We start from the raw sequence: 23,247 nt of genomic DNA, 5'->3' as shown, positions 1-23,247 counted from the left end.
CCCGCCATTATGACCTACGGAGAAATCTACAGCCGTAAAAAACGGCCCGACAGGCCGTTTTTTCCTTCAGTGCAGTGACTCAGGCAAGGCTCTTGCTGACCACCTCAAACACATCACTCGACAGCTCGCCAGAGCCACGAATGCGTTCCAACTCCGCCTTCATCAGCGCCTGGCGCGCGCTGTCGTATTTACGCCAACGGGTCAGTGGCGCCAATTGGCGCGAAGCGATCTGCGGGTTAAAGGCATTGAGCTCGATCACCAAGTCCGCCAGGAAGCGATAACCCGAGCCGTCCGCTGCGTGGAAGTTGATCAGGTTCTGCCCGGCAAAGGCGCCGATCAAGGCGCGAACCTTGTTCGGATTCTTCAACGTGAACGCTGGGTGTTCCATCAACGCTTTGACCCGCGCCAGCCCACCCGGCAAGGTGCTGCCGGCCTGAACGCTGAACCACTGGTCCATGACCAGCGGGTTGTCCTTGAAGTTTTCGGCAAACACGGCCAGCGCCTGGGCCTTCTCCGCTTGGAACGGCGAATTCACCAGCACCGCCAGTGCGGTCAGGCGCTCGGTCATGTTGTCGCTGCTGTCGAACTGTTCAAGCGTCGCGGCCAGGACTTCCGGCTTGCCGCTGAGCATCAGGTACGACAGCGCGATGTTCTGCAACGCGCGACGGGCAAAATGCTCAGCCGCAGCCACATACGGCGTTTGCTTGGACAGCTCGCGATTGGCCTGGTAGCGCAGCCACAGTTCTTCATGCAGGTTGTCGGCCAGTTGCTTGCGCGCAAACTCACGGGCGGCGTGGATGGCATCCACATCCGCCACTTCGCTGATTTCGGTCAGGTAGGCTTCACCCGGCAACGATAGCATTTCCGCCACCATCGCCTGGTCCAGGCGTTCGTCGCTCAACACGCTGCGCAGCGCGGTGATCAAGCGCTGATCCATCTTCAACGCTTGGCCTTGTTGATGCTGACCAACCAGCTCCTGCAACACCTGCACCGACAGCTGCTGACCGGCATCCCAACGATTGAAGCCATCGCTGTCATGCTGCATCAGGAACATCAGTTGATCGCGGTTGTACGGGAAGCTCAGCTTCACCGGCGCCGAGAAACCGCGCAGCAGCGAAGGCAAAGGCTGCTCAGGGATATCGACAAAAGTGAAGGTCTGCTCGGCCTCGGTCACCGAGATCACACGCGACGTGCCGCCCGCAACCGCTTCACCGGCCAGGCGCAAGGCGATACCCGCGCCCTTCCCGTCCAGCAAGCCCAATTCCACCGGGATCACGAACGGCAGTTTCTCTACCTTGTCCGGGGTTTCCGGGCAGCTCTGGCGGAAGGTCAGGCTGTAGGTCTTGGCCGCTGCGTCGTAGGACTCGCTCACCGCCAGGCGTGGCGTACCGGCCTGGCTGTACCAGCGTTTGAACTGAGTCAGGTCGGCGCCGTTGGCATCTTCCATGGCCTTGATGAAGTCGTCGCAGGTCACAGCCTGGCCGTCATGGCGTTCGAAATACAGGTCGCTGCCTTTACGGAAGCCTTCGGCGCCGAGCAGGGTGTGGATCATGCCGACCACTTCCGAGCCCTTTTCGTACACCGTCAGGGTGTAGAAGTTGGAGATTTCGATAAAGCTGTCCGGGCGCACGGCGTGAGCCATGGGGCCGGCGTCTTCGGCGAACTGGTGGGTACGCAGGTACGCCACATCCTGGATGCGCTTGACCGTGGCCGAGTTCATATCAGCCGAGAAGCCCGAATCACGGAATACCGTGAAGCCTTCCTTGAGCGACAGCTGGAACCAGTCACGACAGGTCACGCGGTTGCCCGACCAGTTGTGGAAGTATTCGTGGGCAACGATCGCTTCCACCCGCTGGTGCGCGGCGTCGGTGGCGGTTTCGGCGCGGGCCAGCACGGCGCTGGAGTTGAAGATATTCAGGCCCTTGTTTTCCATGGCGCCCATGTTGAAGTCGTTCACCGCGACGATCATGAAGATGTCGAGGTCGTACTCACGGCCGTAGGTTTCTTCGTCCCAGCGCATGGATTTTTTCAGGCTGGTCATGGCGTGCTGGCACTTGTCGATGTTTTCCGGCTCGACGTAGATGCGCAGCGCCACAGTGCGGTCAGTCATGGTGGTGAAGGTGTCTTCAACACACCACAAATCACCGGCCACCAGAGCGAACAGGTAGGCAGGCTTCTTGAACGGGTCTTCCCAGGTCGCCCAGTGGCGGCCGTCTTCGCCGGGGCCGCTGGCGATCGGGTTGCCGTTGGACAGCAGGATCGGATAGCGGTGTTGCTCGGCGATCACCGTGGTGGTGAACGTGCTCATCACGTCTGGGCGGTCAAGGTAGTAAGTGATCTTGCGGAAGCCTTCGGCTTCGCACTGGGTGCAGAACATGCTGCCGGACTTGTACAAGCCTTCCAGGGCGGTGTTGGTTTCCGGGTGGATTTTTACCGTGGTATCCAGGGTAAACGTCGCACTCTGCGGATGCACCGTCAGGTGACTGTCGGTCAGTTGATAATCATCGGCCGTCAGTTCCTGATCGGCCAGGTTGACACTCAACAGCTCCAGTTGCTGGCCATCCAGCACCAGCGGCGGCAAACCGGCGCCGCGCTCCGGGTTGCGGCGCATCACCAGTTGCGCATGGACCAGGCTGTGGTCCTCGAACAACTCGAAGGTCAGGTGCGTCTCGTCAATCAGGTAGTCCGGCGCCTGATAGTCCTTCAGGTAAATCATCTTCGGTTGTTCGGTGCGCATGGGTGGCATCCTTTTTACTGATGCACGGCGAGCTGATAGGCCGTGTACTTGCGAATGTTGATTACGCCGGTGTCGAAGATCAGGTATTGGCCCTTGATCCCCAGCAGCGTGCCTTCGGCAATCGGGTTCTTGTCCAGGTTGAAGCTGACGATCTTGGTCGGATACTGCTCGACCGGGTAGCGGATTTCGATCGGTTCGATGTCGGCAATCGTTTGGATGGCCTGCAAGCCAAAGCGTTCCTGCAAACTCAGCAGGCCCTCGGCGCAGGAGGCGAACAGTTCGTCGCGCACGTGCTTGAGGTCGACAGGCTGGGCATCGCCTTTGAGCAGCGCGCGCCAGTTGGTCTTGTCGGCCACTTGGCTACGCAGCACGTCCTCGACGAAACCGGATTGCTGGCGGGTCGCCACGCGCATGATCGGCAGCGCTTGGCTCGCGCCCTGGTCCAGCCAGCGCGTCGGCAGTTGAGTGGCACGGGTGATGCCGACCTTGATCCCCGACGAATTCGCCAGGTAGACCACGTGGTCGGTCATGCAGAATTTCTCGCCCCAGCCTGGGTCGCGGCAGGTGCCGGCATCGTAATGGCAACGTTCGGGGCTCATGATGCACAGGTCACACTGGGCCAGCTTGGTCATGCACGGGTAGCAATACCCCTGGCTGAAGCTGGTCTTGGTCTTGCGGCCGCAATGGCTGCAATGGATGGCACCCAAGTATTCCAGGCGAATGTGCGTGCCGATCAACGGGTTGACTGGCACCTCGGCATCGCCCAGGCGAAACGCGTATTGAACGGTCGGCTCACCGAGTTGCGCCGACATCTTGCTGACTGCACCACGTCCAATTTCAATCAATGGATCGCGTCCGACTTGAACAGGATGTTCGGCACCGGCGCGGATTTGGACGCGCATTCCTGCGGCCCCATGTAGCCGGTGCGCTGGTCTTCCGGCAAGTTCTGGAGTTCCCAGGCGATCATGGCTTGCAGGGACAGCTCACGCTGTTCAGGGGACAGTTTGCGGCCATCGGACCACTTGCCGATTTCCACGGCGAGCTTGAGGCTCTCGTAGATGTCCGGGGTGATGTTTTCAATCATTTCAGCAAAAGAGGACATGAGGCTCTTCCTTATCAAATAGACGATTTGCGGCGGCTGTACAACCCGCCCAGCAAGCCGGTCAAGCAACCGATAACCAGGCCGCCGACATGGGCAGCGTTGGCGATTTCGCCGAAGCCGATCATCGAGATCAGCCCGGACATACAGAGCACCAGCCAAATCAGCATCATCGCCAGCACGCCACGGGGCAGGCGATACGCCGGGTTCGGCGACAGCAGTTGAAAAATCCAGCAATGCCCAAGCAGGCCATATAACACGCCGGACAAACCGCCAAACAGCCCGGGGCCGCCATAGGCGTATTGAGCGTAGTTGGAGACCAGGCTGAACAAGAGCGTCAGCCCCAGCAGGTTGATACTGCCCTGGCGCGCTTCGATGCGCCGGCCCAGCTCCCAATACCACATGCCATTCATGGCCAGGTGCAGGATGCCGAAGTGGATCAGCATCGGCGTAACCAGCCGCCACCATTGGCCCGAGGCCAGTGTCTCGGCCAGCGGCGTGAACTGGATGTACTCGCCGAGAATGCGAAACGGCAGGAACGTCAGCCAGCTCATGGCTTGCAGGTTTTCGCCAAGCAAGGTCACCGCGCCAACGATGATGCTCGCCAGCAGCACCAACGCCGTTACCGGGCTATGCCGCAATTGCTCGACAAAACCCGGGCGCTTGACCGGCGCCTGTTCAGGAATATCCAATTGCTGGTCCGGATCACCCGCAGGAAAGCGCTGATACAGCACGCGCACGTCGTCACTGATGGTCTCGGGCACCCATAACACTTGCTCGCCCGCTTCCTCGCTGATGCGATGGGGCACTTGCATGCGTTGCAGCAACTTCACGAAGCCACCCAGGTCGACGCTCAGCGGCAGGCGCAATACAGCCACAGTACTCATGTAATGACCTCGGGCCGCTCAACGTCGACCCATACAAATTTACGCGGATCCAGGCGGGTTTCCTGATCCAGGCGGTACGCCACCAACTTGCCGTACAGCACCGCGCTGTAGTCCAGGCAGGCCAGGTTCGGGCGGATCGGCGCCGGTTTGCCGCTGCGCCAGTAATGGCCGACGAACAGCAAAGGCTCGTCGACGCCGTAGCGCAGCAGGGAATTCTTTTCAGTGGACGACAACGGCGTGCGTGCTACCGGCTCCGGCAGTGCGTCGGGCTGGAACACGATGTCGCCGTAGGTCTTGGGGTCGTCTTCCCAGAACTTGGTGCGGAAGAACGAGCGCGTCAGGCCGTCGCCGCCGGTCAGCGTCAGGCCATCCGGCAGGCGCATGTCGGTGCCGCGCAGCAGGCGGTCGAACGCATTGCAGGCAAAACTGCCCGGGACAGCGGCGGCCTGCAGGAAGTGCTGGTCGATGCAGCCGTCCGGGAAGGTCGCGCGCAGCGGCTGGATAAACCCGTCATCCCAGCACGCGTGGACCACGCGGAAACGCCCGGCGTCGACAAACAGCGGCATGTCATAGAACCAGCCGAGGAAGTCGTGCCAGTCGGCCGGGTGGTGTTCGAACTGGGTCAGCGTCTCCTGGAGCAACCGTGCATGCCGTGGGTTGTGTTCACGCACAAACTGCTTGCCGCTGCCCGGCGGCGCTGGCGTGCTCCAGCCCAGCGCATTGAACTCGTGGTTACCCATGATGCACAGCGCCTGGCCAGCCTCGGCCATGTCGTGGACGATATGCAACGCCTCGCGGATACGCGGGCCACGGTCGATGATATCGCCGAGGAACACCGCCATACGCGAAGGATGACGCCAGGTGCCGCCCTGCTTGTGGTACCCCAGCCGCTCGAGCAAGTGCTCAAGGGTATGGGCGCAACCGTGCACGTCACCAATCAGGTCGTAGCTACGCGCGGGATCGAGCATCAGTCGCCTCCACCCCCCAAGCGGCTGCCCCAGCCCAACTTGGTGCGGCACACTTCGTAATAGTTGTGGTCCAGCGGGTGGATCAACCGCAACTTCTGTGCCTTCTTGCTCACGGTGATGGTGTCACCGGGCGCGCAGGTGAAATGGTTCTGACCGTCACAGGACACCTGCGGGTAGATCTGCATGTCTTTGGACACCACGATTTTCAGCTCACTGTTGCCGTCGACCACGATGGGCCTGCTGGACAACATATGGGGATACATCGGCACGATCACAATGGCATCCAGCTTGGGATGCATGATCGGGCCACCCGCCGACAGCGCGTAGGCGGTGGAGCCGGTCGGCGTGGCGACGATCAGGCCGTCAGCCTTCTGGCTGCACACGAACTGGCCGTCTATATACAGTTCGAATTCGATCATTCGCGTGGACTTGCCGGGGTGCAGCACCACGTCATTGAGCGCATCGCCCTGGCCGATGGCTTCGCCGTGGCGGCGCACTTCGGCCTGCAGCAGAAAGCGGTTTTCCACCAGGTAGTGGCCGTCGAGCACCTTGGCCACTTCGACTTCCAGCTCATCCGGGCGGATATCGGTGAGAAACCCCAGGCTACCCCGGTTGATCCCCAGCACCGGCACATTATGCCGCGCCAAGGCCCGGGCGGCGCCGAGCAGGCTGCCGTCGCCACCGACCACGATGACCATGTCGCAGACTTCGCCGAGCATCTTGCGCGACGAGGTTTGCAGGCCGTGGCCGGGGAGGATTTCGGCGATGGTGTCTTCGAGGATCACATGCAGGTGGCGTTCCAGCAGGAATTTTTTCAGCCGGCGGACGGTGTCCAACACCTGGGTACTGCCCAGGCGACCGATAATGCCGATATTGCGAAATTGCTCCATGGGGCTCCTGCGGGATTTGGGGTGGGGCAAAAAAAAACGATTATGGGCGAAAGGCCGCCCCAGGCAAAATCCTTTGTCGCCATGAACCCTTAATGACAACGGTTCTCAGCCACCTGCGCCACCGTTAAAAGGCTATGCTCGGACCATGACTGTGTTCCCGGATCTGCACACCCTGCCCCGCCAGCTGCGCCACCCTGAAGTGCGCGACCTGGCGTGGGTGATGCTCGCCCCGCCAATGCTGGCGCAGACGCCGTGGCCGCAACGCCACCCGTTGGCCGGCAGTGACTGGGTGCAAGCGCCGCACCTGCTCGAACAATGGTTACGTGCACTCGATCACGACAGCAGCCCCTTGCAACACTGGCTGAGCCTGGCCCGTACCCGTCGTCTTGGGCTTTATTACGAGCGGTTATGGCAGTTCGCCGTGCAGCACGCGCCGGGCGTGGAGTTGCTGGCCGCCAACCTGCCGATCCGTCGCGCCGGGCATACCCTCGGCGAGCTGGATATGTTGCTGCGCGACCGCGATGGCGTGCATCACTTGGAACTGGCGATCAAACTCTATCTGGGGCCGCAGGACGGCGACGGCCAGGACACGGCGCAGTGGCTGGGGCCGGGCTGTCATGATCGGCTGGATCGCAAGCTGGCGCATCTGGCCCAGCACCAATTGCCAATCTCGGCGCGGGCGGAGAGCCGCGAGGTGTTGGCGGCGCTGGATATCCAGCAGTTCGATGCGCATTTGTGGCTGGGCGGGTATTTGCTGTATCCCTGGCCCGGTGAAGCGCAGGCACCCGTGGGTGCCCACCCGCAGCATTTGCGTGGGCGCTGGTTGCATCAGCGCGACTGGCGGGCATTTGTCAGCGCCAGCGCACCCGGCCGCTGGCAACCCCTGCCTCGGCATGCATGGCTGGCGCCGGCGCATTACCCGGTGGATGACGTATGGAGTGAAGAGCAGATGCAGGGTTGGCTGGCGGACTTGGATCCGATGGCGCCAGCGCAGCTATTAGTGCGGCTGGTTCAGGTGGGTGAGGATTGGGAAGAGGCTGAGCGGCTGTTTCTGGTGGCGGATCTTTGGCCGAATGTGCCGGGGGCAGGCTGAAGGATTTGTAGTGAGCGGGCTTGCCCCGCGCTGGGCTGCGAAGCAGACCCAATAAGGCAACCGTTTTTTGTCAGGAAAACCGTGGTGCCTGATTTTGGGGCAGCTTCGCAGCCCAGCGCGGGGCAAGCCCGCTCACTACACGCTATCGATATGCCGATAATCCAGCTGCAACCCGGCCGCCAATTCCTGAGCCCGGCCCAACCGGATCGGCCCACGCTCGATATCTATCAACACTCCCGAGCACTCCAGCAACGGCAGTCCTGCGACATCCTTAAGCCGGCCATCGGTAATCACCAACAACCGCTGCTCCTCAGTCGGAAACCGCTCACGTCGCACCGCCAGCCAATGCCCAGCCTCAGTCAGCGCCGCGAGCAACGGCGTGCCCCCGCCCGCCCCCAACTGGTCCAGCCATCCGGCCAAACCCTTCGCCGCTTTCAGCCCCTGTACCTGCCATTTGGGCGATTGCCCGCTGGCCGTCAACAAGGCCATCCGCGCGCGTTGGCGGTAGGCGTCATCAAACAACTGGGCCAGCAAACCTTTGGCATCGGTGAGCGCGCGATGGCGCCGGGTCGACGCCGACGCATCGACAATCACCAGCCATAATTCATGGGGCGAGCGACTGCGCAGGTGAAACCGTAGATCTTCTCGCGATTGCGGCCGGCCATCGAGCAAAGTGCCCGGCCAATTGATCGAACCCTGTTTCGCACTCCGCGCCTTACCGTGCCTGCCTCTATCCAGCCGCCCTGCCTTGGGCCGGGCATCCGCCCCCGCGTCAGGTCGAGGGCGAATGCCTAGGGCTTTTTTGGCCAGGTGGGTACATCCCGGCGTGCGCCCGTGGGCAGGGCCGGTGCGGGCATGTCACCCCATTGGCCTTGACCCGGCGACGTGTCGGAGGACGTTGGCGACTGCCCTTCGCTCGGCGCATTAGACGGCGGCGATGGTGCCTGGCGGCGATGGCGCAGGGCAAACTCGGCGACGGCTTCAATGTCCTCCTCGGCGATGGCATTCGCCCCGCGCCATGCCGCATGCGCCCTGGCGCCGCGCAGCCAAACCAGATCCGCACGCAAGCCATCGACACCGGCGGCAAAGCACCGCTCGGTGATCTGCGCCAGTGCCTGGTCATCCAGTTCGATAGTGTCGAGTCGCGCCCGCGCCTGGGTGCAGCGCTCGCGCAGGGCGGCTTGGGGCGCTGCCCAGTGCGCGCAGAACGCCGCCGGGTCGCTGTCGAAATCCAGGCGACGACGGATGATTTGCCCGCGCTCGGCTGGCAGGGTCTGCCCACTCAAAGCCACGTTGAAACCGAAGCGGTCGAGCAGTTGCGGGCGTAACTCGCCCTCCTCCGGGTTCATGGTGCCGATCAGTACAAAACGCGCCGAATGGCGATGGGAGATGCCGTCACGCTCGATCAGGTTGGTGCCGCTGGCCGCCACGTCGAGCAGCAGGTCCACCAGGTGATCGGCCAGCAAGTTGACTTCATCGACATACAGCACGCCGCCGTCAGCCTTGGCCAAGACGCCGGGGGAAAACTGCGCGCGGCCTTCGCCCAATGCGGCGTCCAGGTCCAGCGTTCCCACCAGCCGCTCTTCGGTAGCGCCCAAGGGCAAGGTGACGAATTGACCACTGGCCAGCAGGTCCGCCAGGCCCCGCGCCAAGGTGGACTTGGCCATGCCGCGTGGGCCTTCGATCAGCACGCCGCCGATCTTCGGGTCGATGGCAGTCAGGCACAGGGCCAACTTCAAGTTGTCGGCGCCGACCACGGCGGACAGCGGAAAATGTGGAATATCAGTCATCAGCTGTCTTCTTCTATATCCAGCAACAGGTTTTCCAACGCTTCTTTATAAGCCCCCGGCTCTTGCCACTGGCCACGTTGCTGCGCTTCCAGCATGCGTTCGGTCATGTCACGCAGGGCGCCGGGATTGTGCTGTTGCACAAAGGCCCGGGTGTCAGGGTCCAGCAGGTAGGCGTCGGCGAGCAAGGCGTATTGATGATCGTCGATCAGCGCGGTGGTGGCATCGAACGCGAACAGATTGTCCACGGTCGCGGCCATTTCAAACGCACCTTTATAGCCATGGCGCTTCACGCCGTCGATCCACTTGGGGTTGGCGGCGCGGGAACGGATCACCCGGTTCAGCTCTTCCTTCAGCGTTCGGATCTTCGGCAGGTCCGGTTGGCTGTGGTCACCGTGGTAACTGGCGGCCTTTTCGCCGCTCAGGGTTTCCACGGCGGCGAGCATGCCGCCCTGGAACTGGTAGTAATCATTGGAGTCGAGCAGGTCGTGCTCGCGGTTGTCCTGGTTCTGCAACACCGCCTGCACCTGGCTCAAGCGCTGGGCGAATTGCTCGCGGGCGGCGGTGCCCTCATCGGAGCCGCCGTAGGCGTAACCACCCCAGTTCAAATAGACCTCGGCCAGGTCTTCGCGGCTTTGCCACAGGCGACCATCGATCGCGCCCTGCACACCCGCACCATAGGCACCGGGTTTCGCGCCGAAGATGCGCCAGCCGGCCTGTTTCGCCGCGGCTTCGGCGTCCAGGCCCGACTTGAGCAACGCCTCACGTTCACTGCGCACTTTGGCCGCCAGCGGGTTCATGTCGTCTGGTTCGTCCAGCGCGGCCACCGCCTGCACCGCCGCGTCGAACAGGCGGATCAGGTTGGCGAAGGCGTCACGGAAAAAGCCAGACACGCGCAACGTGACGTCAACGCGCGGACGGTCCAACAGGCTGATCGGCAGGATTTCAAAGTCGTCCACGCGCTGGCTGCCCGTCGCCCACACCGGCCTCACACCCATCAGCGCCATGGCCTGAGCGATATCGTCGCCGCCGGTGCGCATGGTGGCGGTGCCCCACACCGACAGGCCGAGCTGGCGCAGGTGGTCGCCATGGTCTTGCAGGTGCCGCTCAAGAATCAGGTTGGCCGACTGGAAGCCGATGCGCCAGGCCGTAGTGGTCGGCAGGTTGCGCACGTCGACGGTGAAAAAGTTGCGTCCGGTCGGCAGCACATCCAAACGCCCACGACTCGGTGCGCCACTGGGGCCGGCAGGCACGAAGCGGCCGCTCAAGGCGTCCAGCAGCCCGCGCATTTCTGCCGGGCCACAGGCGTCCAGGCACGGCGCCACCACCTTGCGCAGACTTTCAATCACCGCCTTCACCTCCTCCCAACCGGGCGCTTCCAACTGTTCAAGCGGCCCTTCCAGCGCCTGTTCGATCAACCGCGCTGCATACAACTCCAAGCGCTCGCGGGTATCGCCGGCGGTGCGCCACAACTGCTCATCGATGTTCAGCAACACGTCGGGCCGACGCCCGGTCCAGGGTTCGGCCAGGGCGCAGTCGAGTGGGTCGAAGTCCAGCTCGAAAGCCTTGGCCAACACCCGCAGTACGCTCGATTGCGGACCTCGGCCGTCACCACGCGGGATGCGCAGCAAGGCGAGCAAGGTGTCGATACGCAAGCGGCCTTCAGGCGACTCGCCAAAGATGTGCAGGCCGTCGCGGATCTGCGATTCCTTTAAGTCACACAGGTAGGTATCGAGGCGCGGCAGCCAGATGGCGGCGTCGGCGTCCTTGTCCAGCTCAAGCTCCTGGTCGATACGGGTTTCGCGCACCAGCTTGAGGATGTCTTTCTGCAATTCCAGGGCGCGGCGTGGATCGAGCAGTTGCGCCTCGTAATACTCGTCGGCCAACAACTCCAGGTCACGCAACGGGCCGTAGGTTTCGGCGCGGGTCAGCGGCGGCATCAAGTGATCGATGATTACCGCCTGGGTGCGTCGTTTAGCCTGGGCGCCCTCGCCCGGGTCATTTACGATAAACGGGTAGATATTCGGCAGCGGGCCCAGCAGCGCATCGGGCCAGCAGTTTTCCGACAGGCCCACGCCCTTGCCCGGCAGCCACTCCAGGTTGCCGTGCTTGCCCACGTGGATCACGCCGTGGGCGCCGTAGGTGTGGCGCAACCAGAAGTAGAACGCCAGATAGCCATGGGGTGGCACCAAGTCCGGGTCGTGGTACACCGCGCTGGCGTCCACCTGGTAACCTCGTGCCGGCTGGATACCGACGAAGGTCAGCCCTAGGCGCAGACCGGCGATCATCATGCGACCTTCACGGAACATCGGATCGTTATGAGGCGTGCCCCAGCGCTCCATCACCGCTTGGCGATTGGCCTCGGGCAAGCGACTGAACAGTGTCTCGTAGTCGTCCAGGCCCAGGCTTTGATGGCACGGACGCAGGTCGAGACTGTCCAGGTCGTTGGTGACACCGCCCAGCAGTTGATGAATCAGTGCAGTGCCGCTGTCGGGCAAGGTGTCCGGCAGCGGATAGCCTTCGGCCTGTAGGGCACGCAGGATATTCAGCGCCGCTGCAGGCGTATCCAGGCCTACGCCGTTACCGATACGGCCATCGCGGGTCGGGTAGTTGGCGAGGATCAATGCGATACGCTTGTGCGCATTCGGCACCCGCGCGAGTTCGACCCAGCGCCGCGCCAGCTCAGCCACGAAATCCATACGCTCGGGCGCTGCCCGATAGCACACCACATCCGACTGGCTGCGCTCGCTGCGCCAGGCCAGGTCCTTGAAGCTGATCGGCCGGCTGATGATGCGCCCGTCCAGCTCCGGCAACGCAATGTGCATCGCCAGATCGCGCGGGCCGAGGCCTTGCGCACTGGCCTCCCAGCCGGGCTGATTGTCTTGGGCGCAGATCGCCTGGATCACCGGAATATTGCGGCGAAACGGACGCACGTGCGGCGCTTCGGGGCTGGATTGGGCAAAGCCGGTGGTGTTGAGGATCACCGCCGCGCCGACCTCATCCAGCCAATCCTCGACCACCGTCAGGCAGCCGGGCTCTTTCAAACTGGCCACCGCCATCGGCAACGGGTTTAACCCCGCCGCCTGCAAGCGCTGGCAGAACACATCAATAAAGCCGGTATTGGCCGCCTGCAAATGCGAGCGGTAGAACAGCACCGCCGCCACCGGCCAATCAGCGTTCCAATCCGCCTGCCAATCATTCAGGCGAGCATTGGCGTTGCGCGGGTGATAAATCGCCGTGCGCGGCAGGGTTTGCGGTTCAGCCCAGGCATAGTCGCGGCCCAGGTAAGCACTGGCCAGGCAGCGGTAAAAATCCAGCGCGTTAGCCAAGCCACCCTGGCGTAGGAAGTGCCACAGGCGGTCACGCGCCTGTGCGCCAACAGTGCTCAAGCCGCTGAGCTCAGGGTCCGGGCGATCACACCCCGGCACCAGGATCAGTTGCACGCCGCGTTCCGCCAACTCCACCAGACGCTCGATGCCGTAACGCCAATAACCAATGCCACCATGCAGCGAAATCAGGATGACCTTGGCGTGGCGCAACACCTCATCGACGTACAGGTCGACCGAGGCATGATTCTGCACCTGCATCGGGTTGGCCAGGCGAAACGTCGGGTAATCGTCCGGCAAGTGCTGGGCCGCTTCGGCCAGCAGTGCGAGGCTCGAATCGCCGCTGCACAGGATCACCAGTTCAGCGGGGGTTTGGCCAAGGTCGGCAATATTGTCGTCCGAGACGAAACCACCGGGCTGGGTCCTGAGCAGGTGCATGGGTTAAACGCTGAGGGCGGCGCGCAATTGCGCTTCAAGGCCCGCCGCGTCCAGCGCCTGGCCGATCAGCACCAGCCGCGTTATGCGGGCTTCGTCGGCGCCCCAGGCGCGGTCAAAGTGTTTGTCGAAACGCGTGCCCACGCCCTGGATCAGCAGGCGCATCGGCTTGTTCGGAATAGCGGCGAAGCCTTTGACGCGCAGGATGCCGTGTTGCACGACCAATTGGGTCAGCGCATCGAGCAGCAGCGCTTCGTCAGCCTGCGGCAGGTCGATGGAAATGGAGTCGAAGGCATCGTGGTCATGATCGTCCTCGCCCTCGTGGTGGTGATCGTGATGGCTGTGACGACCGTCGATGTGCTCTTCAGAGCCAGCGCCCAGGCCAATCAATACGTCCAACGGCACGCGACCGCTGCTGGCTTCGATGATCTTTACCGCCGGCGGCAGCTCTTCGGCGACTTCCAAGCGCACCCGGGCCAAGTCTTCAGGGCTGATCAGGTCGGATTTATTGAGGATCACCAGGTCGGCGCTGGCCAGTTGGTCAGCGAACAGTTCGTGCAGTGGCGATTCGTGGTCCAGGTTCGGGTCGAGTTTGCGCTGGGCATCCACTTGATCCGGGAATGCCGCGAACGTGCCAGCGGCCACGGCCGGGCTGTCGACCACGGTAATCACCGCATCAACGGTGCAGGCGCTGCGGATTTCCGGCCACTGGAAGGCTTGCACCAGAGGCTTTGGCAGGGCCAGGCCGGAGGTTTCAATCAGGATATGGTCAAGGTCACCGCGACGGGCGACCAGTTCGCGCATCACCGGGAAGAATTCTTCCTGCACGGTGCAGCACAGGCAGCCGTTGGCCAATTCGTACACGCGGCCGCTGGCTTCTTCTTCGGTGCAACCAATGGAACACTGCTTGAGGATTTCACCGTCAATGCCCAGTTCACCGAATTCGTTGACGATCACGGCAATGCGACGGCCCTGGGCGTTGTCGAGCATATGACGCAGCAAGGTGGTTTTGCCCGAGCCGAGAAAGCCGGTAACGATGGTGACAGGGAGTTTGGCCAGTGTTTTCATCGGATGCCCTTTGGGGCGGGCATACGGGACGATAGGCCCTGCGACGGCGCGCAGCAGCGGATTTCGTCACCGGATCACCCCGCCCGGTTGAATTGAAAATCGGTTGCGAGGCAGGTCTCCTGGCTTGGGGCTTGCGGGTCTTGCGACCGGCGCTGGCTGCGCCTTCCCGCCGTATCGGCAGTGGCGTGGCAGTCAGATAAACCCTTCACAGTTGCGGGGGCAGCCGCGGCTTGGACCGCGTTCCCTTCTTAGCTTCGGCCTGGGCCGAAGAACCTCGAAGGTGCAAGGCTACGCAGTGAGTGACAGCCGGTCAATGTCGGTGTAGCGATTGCTTGAATATCACGAAACACGAATAACAAACCCGCCATATGCCCGCGAACAAATGGCGGGGAATGCCGCCGTAACGCGCATTCAGCTCGCACCCTCATCAGGAAAAATCCGGCATCTTGGAAGCTCTTTTTCAGGAATAACGCCACATAATCGGGACGTTACTGACGATATCGGGTGTATTTATCGGACCGCGGCTTTTGAGGAAAAAGTCAAAACGGCCGTTGCCCGTCAGATCGATAGCCAACCTCGACTCGTTGGTGTTGCGGTTGTAATGCAGAACGGCTTGACCCGGCTCACCCGACAGCCGCTTTACAAACGTTAACGCGGTAATACCGGCGTTTTTCAACAAGACCGAAATGTCGATTTTGTCGGTGCCACTCACAAAGTCCATGATCTGGTCAGGGCGTTCCAGTGTGGAGTCGCTGACGTTGTCGTAGACAAAGGTATCTGCCCCCCCTCCCCCCCTGAGCCAATCAGCGCCCGCTCCCCCCTTGAGCATGTTGTCTGCATGATTACCGATGATCACATCATGGCCAGAACCGCCGATTGCGTTCTCCAGCGTAACGCCTTTGGCGATAGAAACATTCCCCCGCAAGCCTCCAACATCGGAATAGGATTCAGGGTTGAGGTTGATAGTCTGGTTTTGGCGATACTTGGAACAATCCAACGTATCGTTACCGCCACCGTCCCACACGCAGAAGAGTGCCGTATCATTGGGATTATTGAGTTGATAATAGTCTCGACCCGAATTGGAGTTAAAACCGTAAGTGGTGTCTGAATTGCGCGTCCTGTAATTGGCACCATACAAACGCTGGGCAGCAGCAATATCACCCATCAATGGAGCAGCAGAGTAATTTTCTTTATGGTTCTGACCACCTTCGTGAGCGTCGAAGTAGCTCATGACAGTATGACCACGAGTATCCTGCGCATAAACGGCACTGCGAGCGTAACTGGGAGAGGTAGAATTAGAAGCGTCATAGTCTGCGGGGTGCGCAAGACCCAACGTATGGCCTATTTCATGGGTTAGTGTATATCGGCCATGATTATGAAGTGCAGGAGAAGTATTGGTGCCATAGTGGGGATTGATGAACACTTTACCGTCTTGGCCTGGGTACTGGCCAAAAGCAACCGCGGGGCCCTCGTTGTTGGAAAAAGCCAAGCGTCCTTCGCCACGGCCGGTACGTTCTTCGAACGACACATTCGCCACATCGGCCCAAGATTGCATGGACAGTCTGGCTTGGTTTTTCTGTGTGGTATTGAACTCTCTATCCCCTCTCGTCAATTTGTTGAATGAAAAGGAGATTGCCGTGACACCATCACCGTTTCTGTCAGCCCATTTCACATTTTCTCGAGTGAGCTGCTGAGCAACTTGATCCACGGTAAAGATCGGTTTGGCAAAGTTCCGCCTTATATGCGGGTCGGCGCTGCGCAACGTGGGATCTGAGGAACCGGCTCGCTGAAGGCCGGCGGACGGATTATAGGAAGGCTGCTGGCTATTAGTTATTTTCAAAATCACCACCATATTTAATTATTCGACGGAGATAAACCTCGATCACAAGCACAATTTGGAAAAAATCACTCAACCCGTTCCTGAATAACCCGGCAATCTTTAAAATCTGGAAATACAATAACTGGCAACGATAACAATTTAACATTACTCCACGGCATCTGGCCGCCCCAATGGCCGACTGAAAAAAAAGCAAAATTCAACTTAAACTCAAATATCTACACAATATATTTTTAGATTTCAGCAACAGGATGAACAACAGGCGAAACTTATGAAACACATGGGAGGATAAGCCCCTGCATCAGCCCGCCAATAGAAACTCCGGCGTCAGACATTTTCACCTCTCGTGCCATCAAGGCGGCGCAGTCCTCATTTGACGGGAGCGTTCTCTCCATGCTCTCCTACACATCTTGTTTCGGGTGCCCTTCACAGGGTGAAACGGGAAACCGGTGCGCCATAGATCTATGGCAAGTCCGGTGCTGCCCCCGCAACGGTAAGCGAGCGAAGCGTCAAATCCACTGTGCTGTGCATGGGAAGGAGATGCTTATCAGGCTGGGCTCTTTCAAGAGCCGCCCCTCGCAAGCCCGGAGACCGGCCCGAAAAATCAGATAACAAACCCGCGGTGGGCGGGCGCTGTTCAGAACCCTGCGTGCCTGGCTCGCGGGGTTTTCATGCGCTCGTTTCACCCTGACACCTGAAAGGGACGCGCCATGTCGATCATCAGCAGCACTTCGCACTCCGCCAGCAGCACCTCCACCTTGAGCCAACGCCTGACCGCCGCAATCGGCGCGTCGATCCTGGGCGCGTGCCTGGTGTATTTCGCCGGTTTCTCGCACATCGAGGCGGTGCATAACGCTGCCCACGATACCCGCCACAGCGCCGCGTTCCCGTGCCACTGAGACCTGCCGACATGATCAAGCGTATTGCGCAAACTGCAGGTTTCACCGGTCTTCTGGCTGCCCTGCTGCTGACCCTGCTGCAAAGCTTCTGGGTCGCCCCATTAATTCTGCAGGCGGAAACCTTTGAAAAGGCCCCGGCCGCGACTGAAGTGGTGCATGAGCACGCAGCCGGTAATGCCGCGCACACCCACGACGCCGAAGCCTGGGAACCGGAAGACGGCTGGCAGCGCGTATTGTCTACCACCGGCGGTAATCTGGTGGTGGCTGTCGGTTTCGCGCTGATGCTCGCCGGCCTCTATACCCTGCGCGCACCCACCCGCACTGCCCAGGGCCTGCTTTGGGGTTTGGCCGGCTACGCGACCTTCGTGTTGGCGCCGACAATGGGCCTACCGCCTGAGCTGCCAGGCACTGCTGCCGCTGATCTCGCACAACGGCAGATCTGGTGGGTGGGCACCGCCGCCTCCACCGCTGCGGGCATAGCGCTGATCGTGTTCGGCCGCAATTGGCTGCTCAAAGCGCTGGGCGTAGCGATTCTGGTCGTGCCACACGTGATCGGCGCGCCGCAGCCGGAAGTGCATTCGATGCTAGCCCCCGAAGCCTTGGAAGCGCAGTTCAAGATTGCTTCGCAGTTGACCAATGTCGCCTTCTGGCTGGCGCTGGGCCTGATCAGCGCCTGGCTGTTCCGCCGCAATCGTGATGATCAATACTCAGCATGATTTTAGTGGTCGGCCTGGGGTGCCAGCGGGGTTGTGACGTTCACACCCTGCGGGCCCTGCTCGACAGCGCCCTCGCCGAGGGCGGTATCGAGCTTCAACGGATCACCGCGCTGGCCAGTATCGACCGCAAGCGCGATGAACCTGGCCTTCAAGCCCTGGCCGATCTGTTGAACTTGCCATTCCAGTGTTTCGATGCTGATCAGTTGGCGGGTTATGCAGAACAGCTGAGCCACAAATCCGCGATCGCGTTTGCCCATACGGGCTGCTACGGCATTGCCGAAAGCGCCGCCCTGGCCCTGGCTGAATACCTCGCCAACGCCCCTGCTCGCCTGTTGATTAGCCGCAAGCAAACCGCCCAGGCCACCTTCGCATTGGCTTGCGCCGGCTGAAAACCTGATAATCGCCCGTTCCGATCATGAGCGTTGTTCATGCTCGTGCGTTTTTCCATAGGATATTCCCATGACCGTCTACTTCATCGGCGCAGGCCCCGGCGACCCGGAATTGATCACCGTCAAAGGCCAGCGGCTGATCCGCAGTTGCCCGGTGATCATCTATGCCGGCTCGCTGGTGCCGACGGCAGTGCTCAAAGGCCACCAGGCAGAACAGTTGGTCAACAGTGCCGAATTGCACCTTGAACAGATTATCGACCTGATCAAGACCGCCCATGCGAAAGGCCAGGACGTGGCACGCGTGCATTCTGGCGACCCAAGCCTGTATGGAGCGATTGGCGAGCAGATCCGCCATTTGCGTGAGCTGGGCATTCCATTCCAGATCATTCCCGGCGTCACCGCAGTGGCGGCTTGTGCAGCGTTGTTGGAAACCGAGCTGACCCTGCCGGACATCGCCCAGAGTGTGATCCTGACCCGTTATGCGGATAAAACCAGCATGCCCGCTGGCGAGGACTTTGACAGCCTGGCGCGACATGGCACCACCATGGCGATCCATCTGGGGGTCAATCACTTGGAGAAAATCGTCGCGCAACTGCTGCCGCACTATGGCGCAGATTGCCCGATTGCCGTGGTGCACCGCGCGACGTGGCCGGACCAGGATTGGGTCGTTGGGACGCTGAGCGATATTGCCGGGAAGGTGGCCGAGAAGGGATTTCGGCGGACGGCGTTGATTGTGGTGGGTCGGGTGTTGGGCAGTGACGGTTTTAGTGAGTCTTCGCTGTATCGCGCAGGGCATGCGCATCTTTACCGATCTTAACAAGCCAAATTAAATTAAAGATACAACATATTGATTTATATGAATAAACACTATTAAAACTGTGGGAGCGGGCTTGCTCGCTCCCACAGTTGATTTGTTTTGTTAGATAGGCATCTCAAGACATTGAATTTAAACAATAAAAAAACGGCGCTCACGGGGCGCCGTTTTTTGTCCGCAGTGAACACCTTACTCAGTAGTAGGCGTTTTCTTTCTGCGTGTGGTCGGTCACGTCACGTACACCCTTGAGCTCTGGGACACGCTCCAGCAGGGTGCGCTCGATGCCTTCGCGCAGGGTCACGTCCGCCTGGCCGCAGCCTTGGCAGCCGCCGCCAAACTTGAGCACGGCAATGCCGTCATCCACCACGTCGATCAGACTGACCTGGCCGCCGTGGCTGGCCAGGCCCGGGTTGATCTCGGTTTGCAGGTAGTAGTTGATACGCTCGTTCACCGGGCTATCAGCGTTGACGTTCGGCACCTTGGCGTTCGGCGCCTTGATGGTCAGTTGGCCGCCCATGCGATCGGTGGCGTAGTCGACCACGGCGTCGTCGAGGAAGGCTTCGCTGAAGGCGTCGATGTACGCGGTGAAGCTTTTCAGCCCCAGGGCGGTGTCTTCAGGCTTCTCTTCCCCTGGCTTGCAGTAGGCAATGCAAGTCTCGGCGTATTGGGTGCCGGGTTGGGTGATAAAGACGCGAATACCGATACCTGGGGTGTTCTGCTTGGACAGCAGGTCAGCCAGGTAATCGTGGGCGGCGTCGGTAATGGTTATGGCAGTCATGGAAACTCCTCACAGGCTTGCCGGCAGTTTACGCCAAATTATTACAGAGGTACAAAGTCCTAGTATTTTTGTCGGGAAAGGACTGCGGGATCATCAATGCCGAACCAACGCTTGAGCGTGCGATAGGTCGACTTTTCCAGCCATTGATAGCTCGCAAAGGCGCAAAGCGCTGTTAATACAATGCAAACAGGCAGCATCGCATAGGGATCTATTCCCGTACGCTTGACCACCCACAGCCCAGCGCACAGAACCAGCACGTGGATCAGATACACCGAGTAAGAGCAGTCCCCCATCAGTTTCAACACGCGTGAGCCATGGAAGTAAGGCTCCAGTGCCACGCAACTGATGACCAGGATCGCGCTGGGCACGCCCCACTCCAATGCACGGGGCACATCCGCCCCGTGATAAAACATCACACACGCCACCACAATCCCCAGCAACGGCACCCACGCCCTGACCCGGCAAAGGCCGCGGCGATACAGCATGCCGATGACGATACCCATAAGAAACTCCAGGACAATATCATTGCTGTAAAAACCGTCGGCCAAGTCCAGGGCGGGACCGATGAGGTAGCACACCAGGTACAACAGCACGGCCACCACCCACAACCGATAGTCCCCACGAACCCACAAGGCGACGGCGAACAGGCCATAGAACAGCATCTCGAAGTTCAGGGTCCAGCCGACATCCAGCAGCGGATAGACGCCGTAGCCTGCCGGGTGTTGGGCAGGGATAAAGAGCAACGACAGGAGCACATGGCCCAGCGCGAGTTGAACATCGGGGAACATCGAGGGCACAGCCAGGGTGAGCAGGGCCAGCAGCAAGGTATAGAACCAATACGCCGGCGCGATCCGTGCCACGCGCATGAGCATGAAACGCCAAGGTGTCAGGGCTTTGTCTGCGGTCGCAAGGAAGATCACCAGGCCGCTGATGACAAAGAACACATCCACCCCTGCGCCGCCTTTTTCGACGAACAGGTACTCCAGCGCGTTGTGCACCTCAAAGTTGAAAAACAGCTGCATAAAGTGATGACCCACCACCAGCCACGCAGCCAAGGCGCGAAGAAACTGCACTGAAATCAACATCATCGGACTACCTTTTAGAACCCCGCACAGTAGATATCCGATTACTTCAACGCCCGCCTGGAGAGATGACTGGATCAGTGCCTGTAGTTATAGGTTCTCATAACGGTTCATGTCCAACACACCCTCTTCCACGGGCGCGACTTCGTGGAGGTACTGCGACAGATCGTGGAAGTACTGCCAGAACAACGGATGACTGCGCCGCACGCCCCAGCGGTCGACGATCTTTTCGAAACGATTGGCATCTTTGGCCCGCTCCATTTCAGCCACGAACTCGGGCACTTCCTGGGCGGGGATATTGAACATGAAGTTCGGGTAACTGCTGAGTACGCCGGGGTAAAGGGTCAAGGTGTCGAGTCCCGGCTGGTAGCGATAGGCTTCGCCCAGCAAAAACGCGACATTACTGTGGGCACGGTTGCGCAGCAGGCTGTAGATCTCGCGCTTGCCGCTGGCAGTTTGAATGCGCAACATCGTGGCTTCGGGCAATTGATCGATCACCTTGAGCCCGGCGGCCGGGCGTGAGGTCAAGCGGCTCAACGCCTGCTCCGCATCCTGCAAAACCGGATCAATACCGCTGCGCGAGCAATACGCACTCACACATCGGTTAAACGGGTCCGGGCTGGCGTTCAAGCTGGCATAACGGGTCAACAACTGGTTGGCAAAGTCGCGCTTCGGGTCGTTTTCGTTCAGGTGCAAACCCGTGGGCTTGTCATCATCAATGGCCTCATAGTCCAGCCAGAGCTTGATCTTGCCGCTGTTCTGGTACCAGTCGTCGAGGAAGTCTTCGCGGGTATCGGCGGGCATCAGGCGCAGGAAGTTCTGCTCGGCGCCGTTACGGATCAGGTCGAAGTACAACCGGGTCTGGGCCTGGTGCGAGACATTGCCGAACACGTCGAAATTCACCGCCAATTGGTAATACGTGCGCTCCAGCAGCGGATAGTCGAACAGCCACATCGTCTGCGGCACATCGCCGATCAGGCCTTTGGTCACCGAGGCGCTGTCGAAGTGGCGGAAAATGCTCAGCAAGGCATCATCATTGCCCGCCCACAGGCTCGACCAGCTTGGCGGCGGCAGGTCAGCATAGCTGTCACGGCGCAGGGCCTCGTATTCATTGCGTTTGTCGCGGTAGGCCCGCCACAGGCTGAGCACGCTGCCCACATCGTCATTCTGTCCCGGCATGGCCAGTAATGGCGTGGCCTGGCCGCGATAGCGCGCATCGGTGATGTAGAGGTCGTGGTCCGGGTCCTGGAACAGGGTCCAGAAGTTATCGCGAATCACATCCGTGGCAATCTGCCCACGGCACACCGGCCCACGAATGAACGTGCGCACGAAGTATTCGGCGTTATCCAGCATGAACTGGTAACGCGCCTTGGCGGGGATGGCCTCGAAGGTTTCGAATGGATTGGCGCGACGGGCTGGGCCGTAGCCCGGCAAGGCGCTGACCTGCCAGTCGCCGGCGTAGAACAGCGCCTTGATGCGCGCCATTTTCGCAGCACTGAAGGGGTAAGTGATGTGGGTTTTGTGCACGATCACGCCCTGCACTGGCCACAGGCGGTAATACACCTGGGTACCGGGGTCATCGTTGGGGCGACGGGTATTGATCAGATCAATCGGCTGCCCGCTCGGGGTGCGCGACCGCACCCACTGGAAGAAATGCCCCGGCTCGCCATGCTCGAAGTAAATATGCGCCAGGTACAAATGCTCGAATAACCAGCGTGCCACCAAGCTTTCGCGGGCGCCCGGCTTGTTGAACAGGTTCTCCCACTGCTGCACCTGCGAGGCTTCGCTGGCACTCGGCGCCAGGCTTTGTTCATCAATAGGTGCGCCGGACGCGAGCCAGCGTTGCAGCGTCTGGTACTGCTGCTCGGTCAGGCCGGTGACGGCCAGTGGCATGCCTTCCTTGGGGTGGGCGCCGGCGTAGGCGTTGAATTCGCCGGGCATTGCGCACATATTCGCGCGGTTCAGGCCCAGGACGATGTCTTCAGGCAACTTGGCATTGGGTGCCAGTGCAGCGTTGTGCCCCAGTTCGAGCATGCGCGCCATCAATGCAGCCTGGCTGCCCTGCGCGTCCAGCACCGAGTAAAAGCCCTTCTGTTGCCAGGCCGCCTTGCCAGAGGCATCTATAAACAGGCGGGTGGTCGGCGCCGCCTGGCTGCGCTCGCCGTCATATACCGGCATTTTGCTCGCACCGCGCACCGCGCCTTCGGCACTGCCCAGGTTGAGCTGGCAGGCAGAGTCGTAGCAGGCATGGCAGGCCACGCACTTCTCGGTGAAGATCGGTTGAATGTCGCGGGTATACGAAATCGCCGGGGCGGGTCCGTCGGCCTGCGCAGTGCAGGCAACCAGTGCCAGGACGGCGCTGGTGATGAGGCGAAATGACATGGATCCGGTCCCGATTCAATGCGTGCGGCGAAAAGTGGCGGTGATTCTACCGGGCCATCC

At 60.8% G+C, this 23,247-nt stretch carries 19 protein-coding genes and 2 riboswitches; of the genes, 5 read left to right on the top strand and 14 right to left on the bottom strand.

Annotated features, from left to right (window positions below; all coding sequences use genetic code 11):
• Nucleotides 1–79: 79 nt before the first annotated feature.
• The 6 genes from pepN to HU722_RS13230 are packed head-to-tail and all read right to left on the bottom strand — an operon-like array spanning nucleotide 80 to nucleotide 6,581.
• A complete protein-coding gene (pepN, locus tag HU722_RS13255) occupies nucleotides 80–2,737 on the bottom strand; it encodes an aminopeptidase N (RefSeq protein ID WP_065889701.1) in 2,658 nt (885 codons plus the stop codon).
• A 14-nt stretch (nucleotides 2,738–2,751) separates the two neighbouring features.
• Entirely contained in the window at nucleotides 2,752–3,582 is an 831-nt protein-coding gene (locus HU722_RS13250; RefSeq protein WP_065876386.1) for a DUF2797 domain-containing protein, read from the bottom strand.
• Entirely contained in the window at nucleotides 3,579–3,839 is a 261-nt protein-coding gene (locus HU722_RS13245) for a YeaC family protein (protein ID WP_049708657.1), read from the bottom strand. The genes HU722_RS13250 and HU722_RS13245 overlap by 4 nt, the downstream gene beginning before the upstream one ends.
• Before the next feature lie 14 nt (nucleotides 3,840–3,853).
• A complete protein-coding gene (locus HU722_RS13240; RefSeq protein ID WP_065881589.1) occupies nucleotides 3,854–4,723 on the bottom strand; it encodes a rhomboid family intramembrane serine protease in 870 nt (289 codons plus the stop codon).
• Entirely contained in the window at nucleotides 4,720–5,694 is a 975-nt protein-coding gene (locus HU722_RS13235; protein ID WP_371913935.1) for a metallophosphoesterase, read from the bottom strand. The genes HU722_RS13240 and HU722_RS13235 overlap by 4 nt, the downstream gene beginning before the upstream one ends.
• The gene (locus HU722_RS13230) at nucleotides 5,691–6,581 is read right to left on the bottom strand and encodes an NAD(+) kinase (protein WP_003217892.1); all 891 of its coding nucleotides are present in this window, start codon (nucleotides 6,579–6,581) and stop codon (nucleotides 5,691–5,693) included. Before HU722_RS13230 ends, HU722_RS13235 begins: the two co-directional genes overlap by 4 nt.
• 145 nt (nucleotides 6,582–6,726) lie before the next feature.
• Here HU722_RS13230 and HU722_RS13225 point away from each other — a divergent pair, with 145 nt between their 5' ends.
• A complete protein-coding gene (locus HU722_RS13225; RefSeq protein ID WP_065876389.1) occupies nucleotides 6,727–7,674 on the top strand; it encodes a DUF1853 family protein in 948 nt (315 codons plus the stop codon).
• 135 nt (nucleotides 7,675–7,809) lie between these two features.
• On the opposite strand, the gene HU722_RS13220 is transcribed toward HU722_RS13225, so the two are convergent.
• The 5 genes from HU722_RS13220 to HU722_RS13200 all read right to left on the bottom strand — a co-directional run bounded on the left by HU722_RS13220 (nucleotide 7,810) and on the right by HU722_RS13200 (nucleotide 16,142).
• Nucleotides 7,810–8,412, bottom strand: coding sequence for a vWA domain-containing protein (locus tag HU722_RS13220; RefSeq protein WP_065881592.1), 603 nt, complete (start codon nucleotides 8,410–8,412; stop codon nucleotides 7,810–7,812).
• 53 nt (nucleotides 8,413–8,465) lie between these two features.
• Complete coding sequence (locus tag HU722_RS13215; protein ID WP_065946416.1) at nucleotides 8,466–9,464, bottom strand: magnesium chelatase ATPase subunit I; 999 nt, start codon at nucleotides 9,462–9,464, stop codon at nucleotides 8,466–8,468.
• The gene (cobN, locus tag HU722_RS13210; RefSeq protein ID WP_186754624.1) at nucleotides 9,464–13,225 is read right to left on the bottom strand and encodes a cobaltochelatase subunit CobN; all 3,762 of its coding nucleotides are present in this window, start codon (nucleotides 13,223–13,225) and stop codon (nucleotides 9,464–9,466) included. The genes HU722_RS13215 and cobN overlap by 1 nt, the downstream gene beginning before the upstream one ends.
• A 3-nt stretch (nucleotides 13,226–13,228) precedes the next feature.
• Complete coding sequence (cobW, locus tag HU722_RS13205) at nucleotides 13,229–14,290, bottom strand: cobalamin biosynthesis protein CobW (protein WP_065876393.1); 1,062 nt, start codon at nucleotides 14,288–14,290, stop codon at nucleotides 13,229–13,231.
• 92 nt (nucleotides 14,291–14,382) lie between these two features.
• A riboswitch (cobalamin riboswitch) is annotated at nucleotides 14,383–14,582 on the bottom strand.
• A gap of 168 nt (nucleotides 14,583–14,750) precedes the next feature.
• Entirely contained in the window at nucleotides 14,751–16,142 is a 1,392-nt protein-coding gene (locus tag HU722_RS13200) for a M10 family metallopeptidase C-terminal domain-containing protein (RefSeq protein ID WP_175403077.1), read from the bottom strand.
• Between the two features lie 385 nt (nucleotides 16,143–16,527).
• A riboswitch (cobalamin riboswitch) is annotated at nucleotides 16,528–16,741 on the top strand.
• A 96-nt stretch (nucleotides 16,742–16,837) separates the two neighbouring features.
• Between HU722_RS13200 and HU722_RS13195 the strand changes: the two genes are divergently transcribed.
• The 4 genes from HU722_RS13195 (at nucleotide 16,838) to cobM (ending at nucleotide 18,948) form a co-directional block, all read left to right on the top strand.
• Complete coding sequence (locus HU722_RS13195) at nucleotides 16,838–17,026, top strand: CbtB domain-containing protein (protein WP_012723860.1); 189 nt, start codon at nucleotides 16,838–16,840, stop codon at nucleotides 17,024–17,026.
• 11 nt (nucleotides 17,027–17,037) lie between these two features.
• On the top strand, nucleotides 17,038–17,742 hold the full coding sequence (locus HU722_RS13190; RefSeq protein ID WP_065910627.1) for a CbtA family protein: 705 nt from the start codon (nucleotides 17,038–17,040) through the stop codon (nucleotides 17,740–17,742).
• Nucleotides 17,739–18,131, top strand: coding sequence for a cobalamin biosynthesis protein (locus tag HU722_RS13185; RefSeq protein ID WP_065876395.1), 393 nt, complete (start codon nucleotides 17,739–17,741; stop codon nucleotides 18,129–18,131). The genes HU722_RS13190 and HU722_RS13185 overlap by 4 nt, the downstream gene beginning before the upstream one ends.
• Before the next feature lie 70 nt (nucleotides 18,132–18,201).
• On the top strand, nucleotides 18,202–18,948 hold the full coding sequence (gene cobM / locus HU722_RS13180) for a precorrin-4 C(11)-methyltransferase (protein ID WP_065910628.1): 747 nt from the start codon (nucleotides 18,202–18,204) through the stop codon (nucleotides 18,946–18,948).
• A gap of 190 nt (nucleotides 18,949–19,138) precedes the next feature.
• Here cobM and nfuA read toward each other — a convergent pair whose 3' ends face one another.
• The 3 genes from nfuA to HU722_RS13165 all read right to left on the bottom strand — a co-directional run bounded on the left by nfuA (nucleotide 19,139) and on the right by HU722_RS13165 (nucleotide 23,187).
• Complete coding sequence (nfuA, locus tag HU722_RS13175) at nucleotides 19,139–19,723, bottom strand: Fe-S biogenesis protein NfuA (protein ID WP_065876144.1); 585 nt, start codon at nucleotides 19,721–19,723, stop codon at nucleotides 19,139–19,141.
• Between the two features lie 59 nt (nucleotides 19,724–19,782).
• Nucleotides 19,783–20,808 carry an acyltransferase family protein gene (locus HU722_RS13170; protein ID WP_065946427.1) on the bottom strand — a complete coding sequence of 342 codons (1,026 nt, stop codon included), beginning with the start codon at nucleotides 20,806–20,808 and terminating at the stop codon, nucleotides 19,783–19,785.
• A gap of 87 nt (nucleotides 20,809–20,895) precedes the next feature.
• On the bottom strand, nucleotides 20,896–23,187 hold the full coding sequence (locus HU722_RS13165) for a fatty acid cis/trans isomerase (protein WP_065946418.1): 2,292 nt from the start codon (nucleotides 23,185–23,187) through the stop codon (nucleotides 20,896–20,898).
• Nucleotides 23,188–23,247: the final 60 nt, after the last annotated feature.

This window comes from Pseudomonas tritici, assembly GCF_014268275.3.
GTDB lineage: Bacteria > Pseudomonadota > Gammaproteobacteria > Pseudomonadales > Pseudomonadaceae > Aquipseudomonas > Aquipseudomonas tritici.
This window is presented reverse-complemented; position numbering and strand designations above follow the sequence as displayed.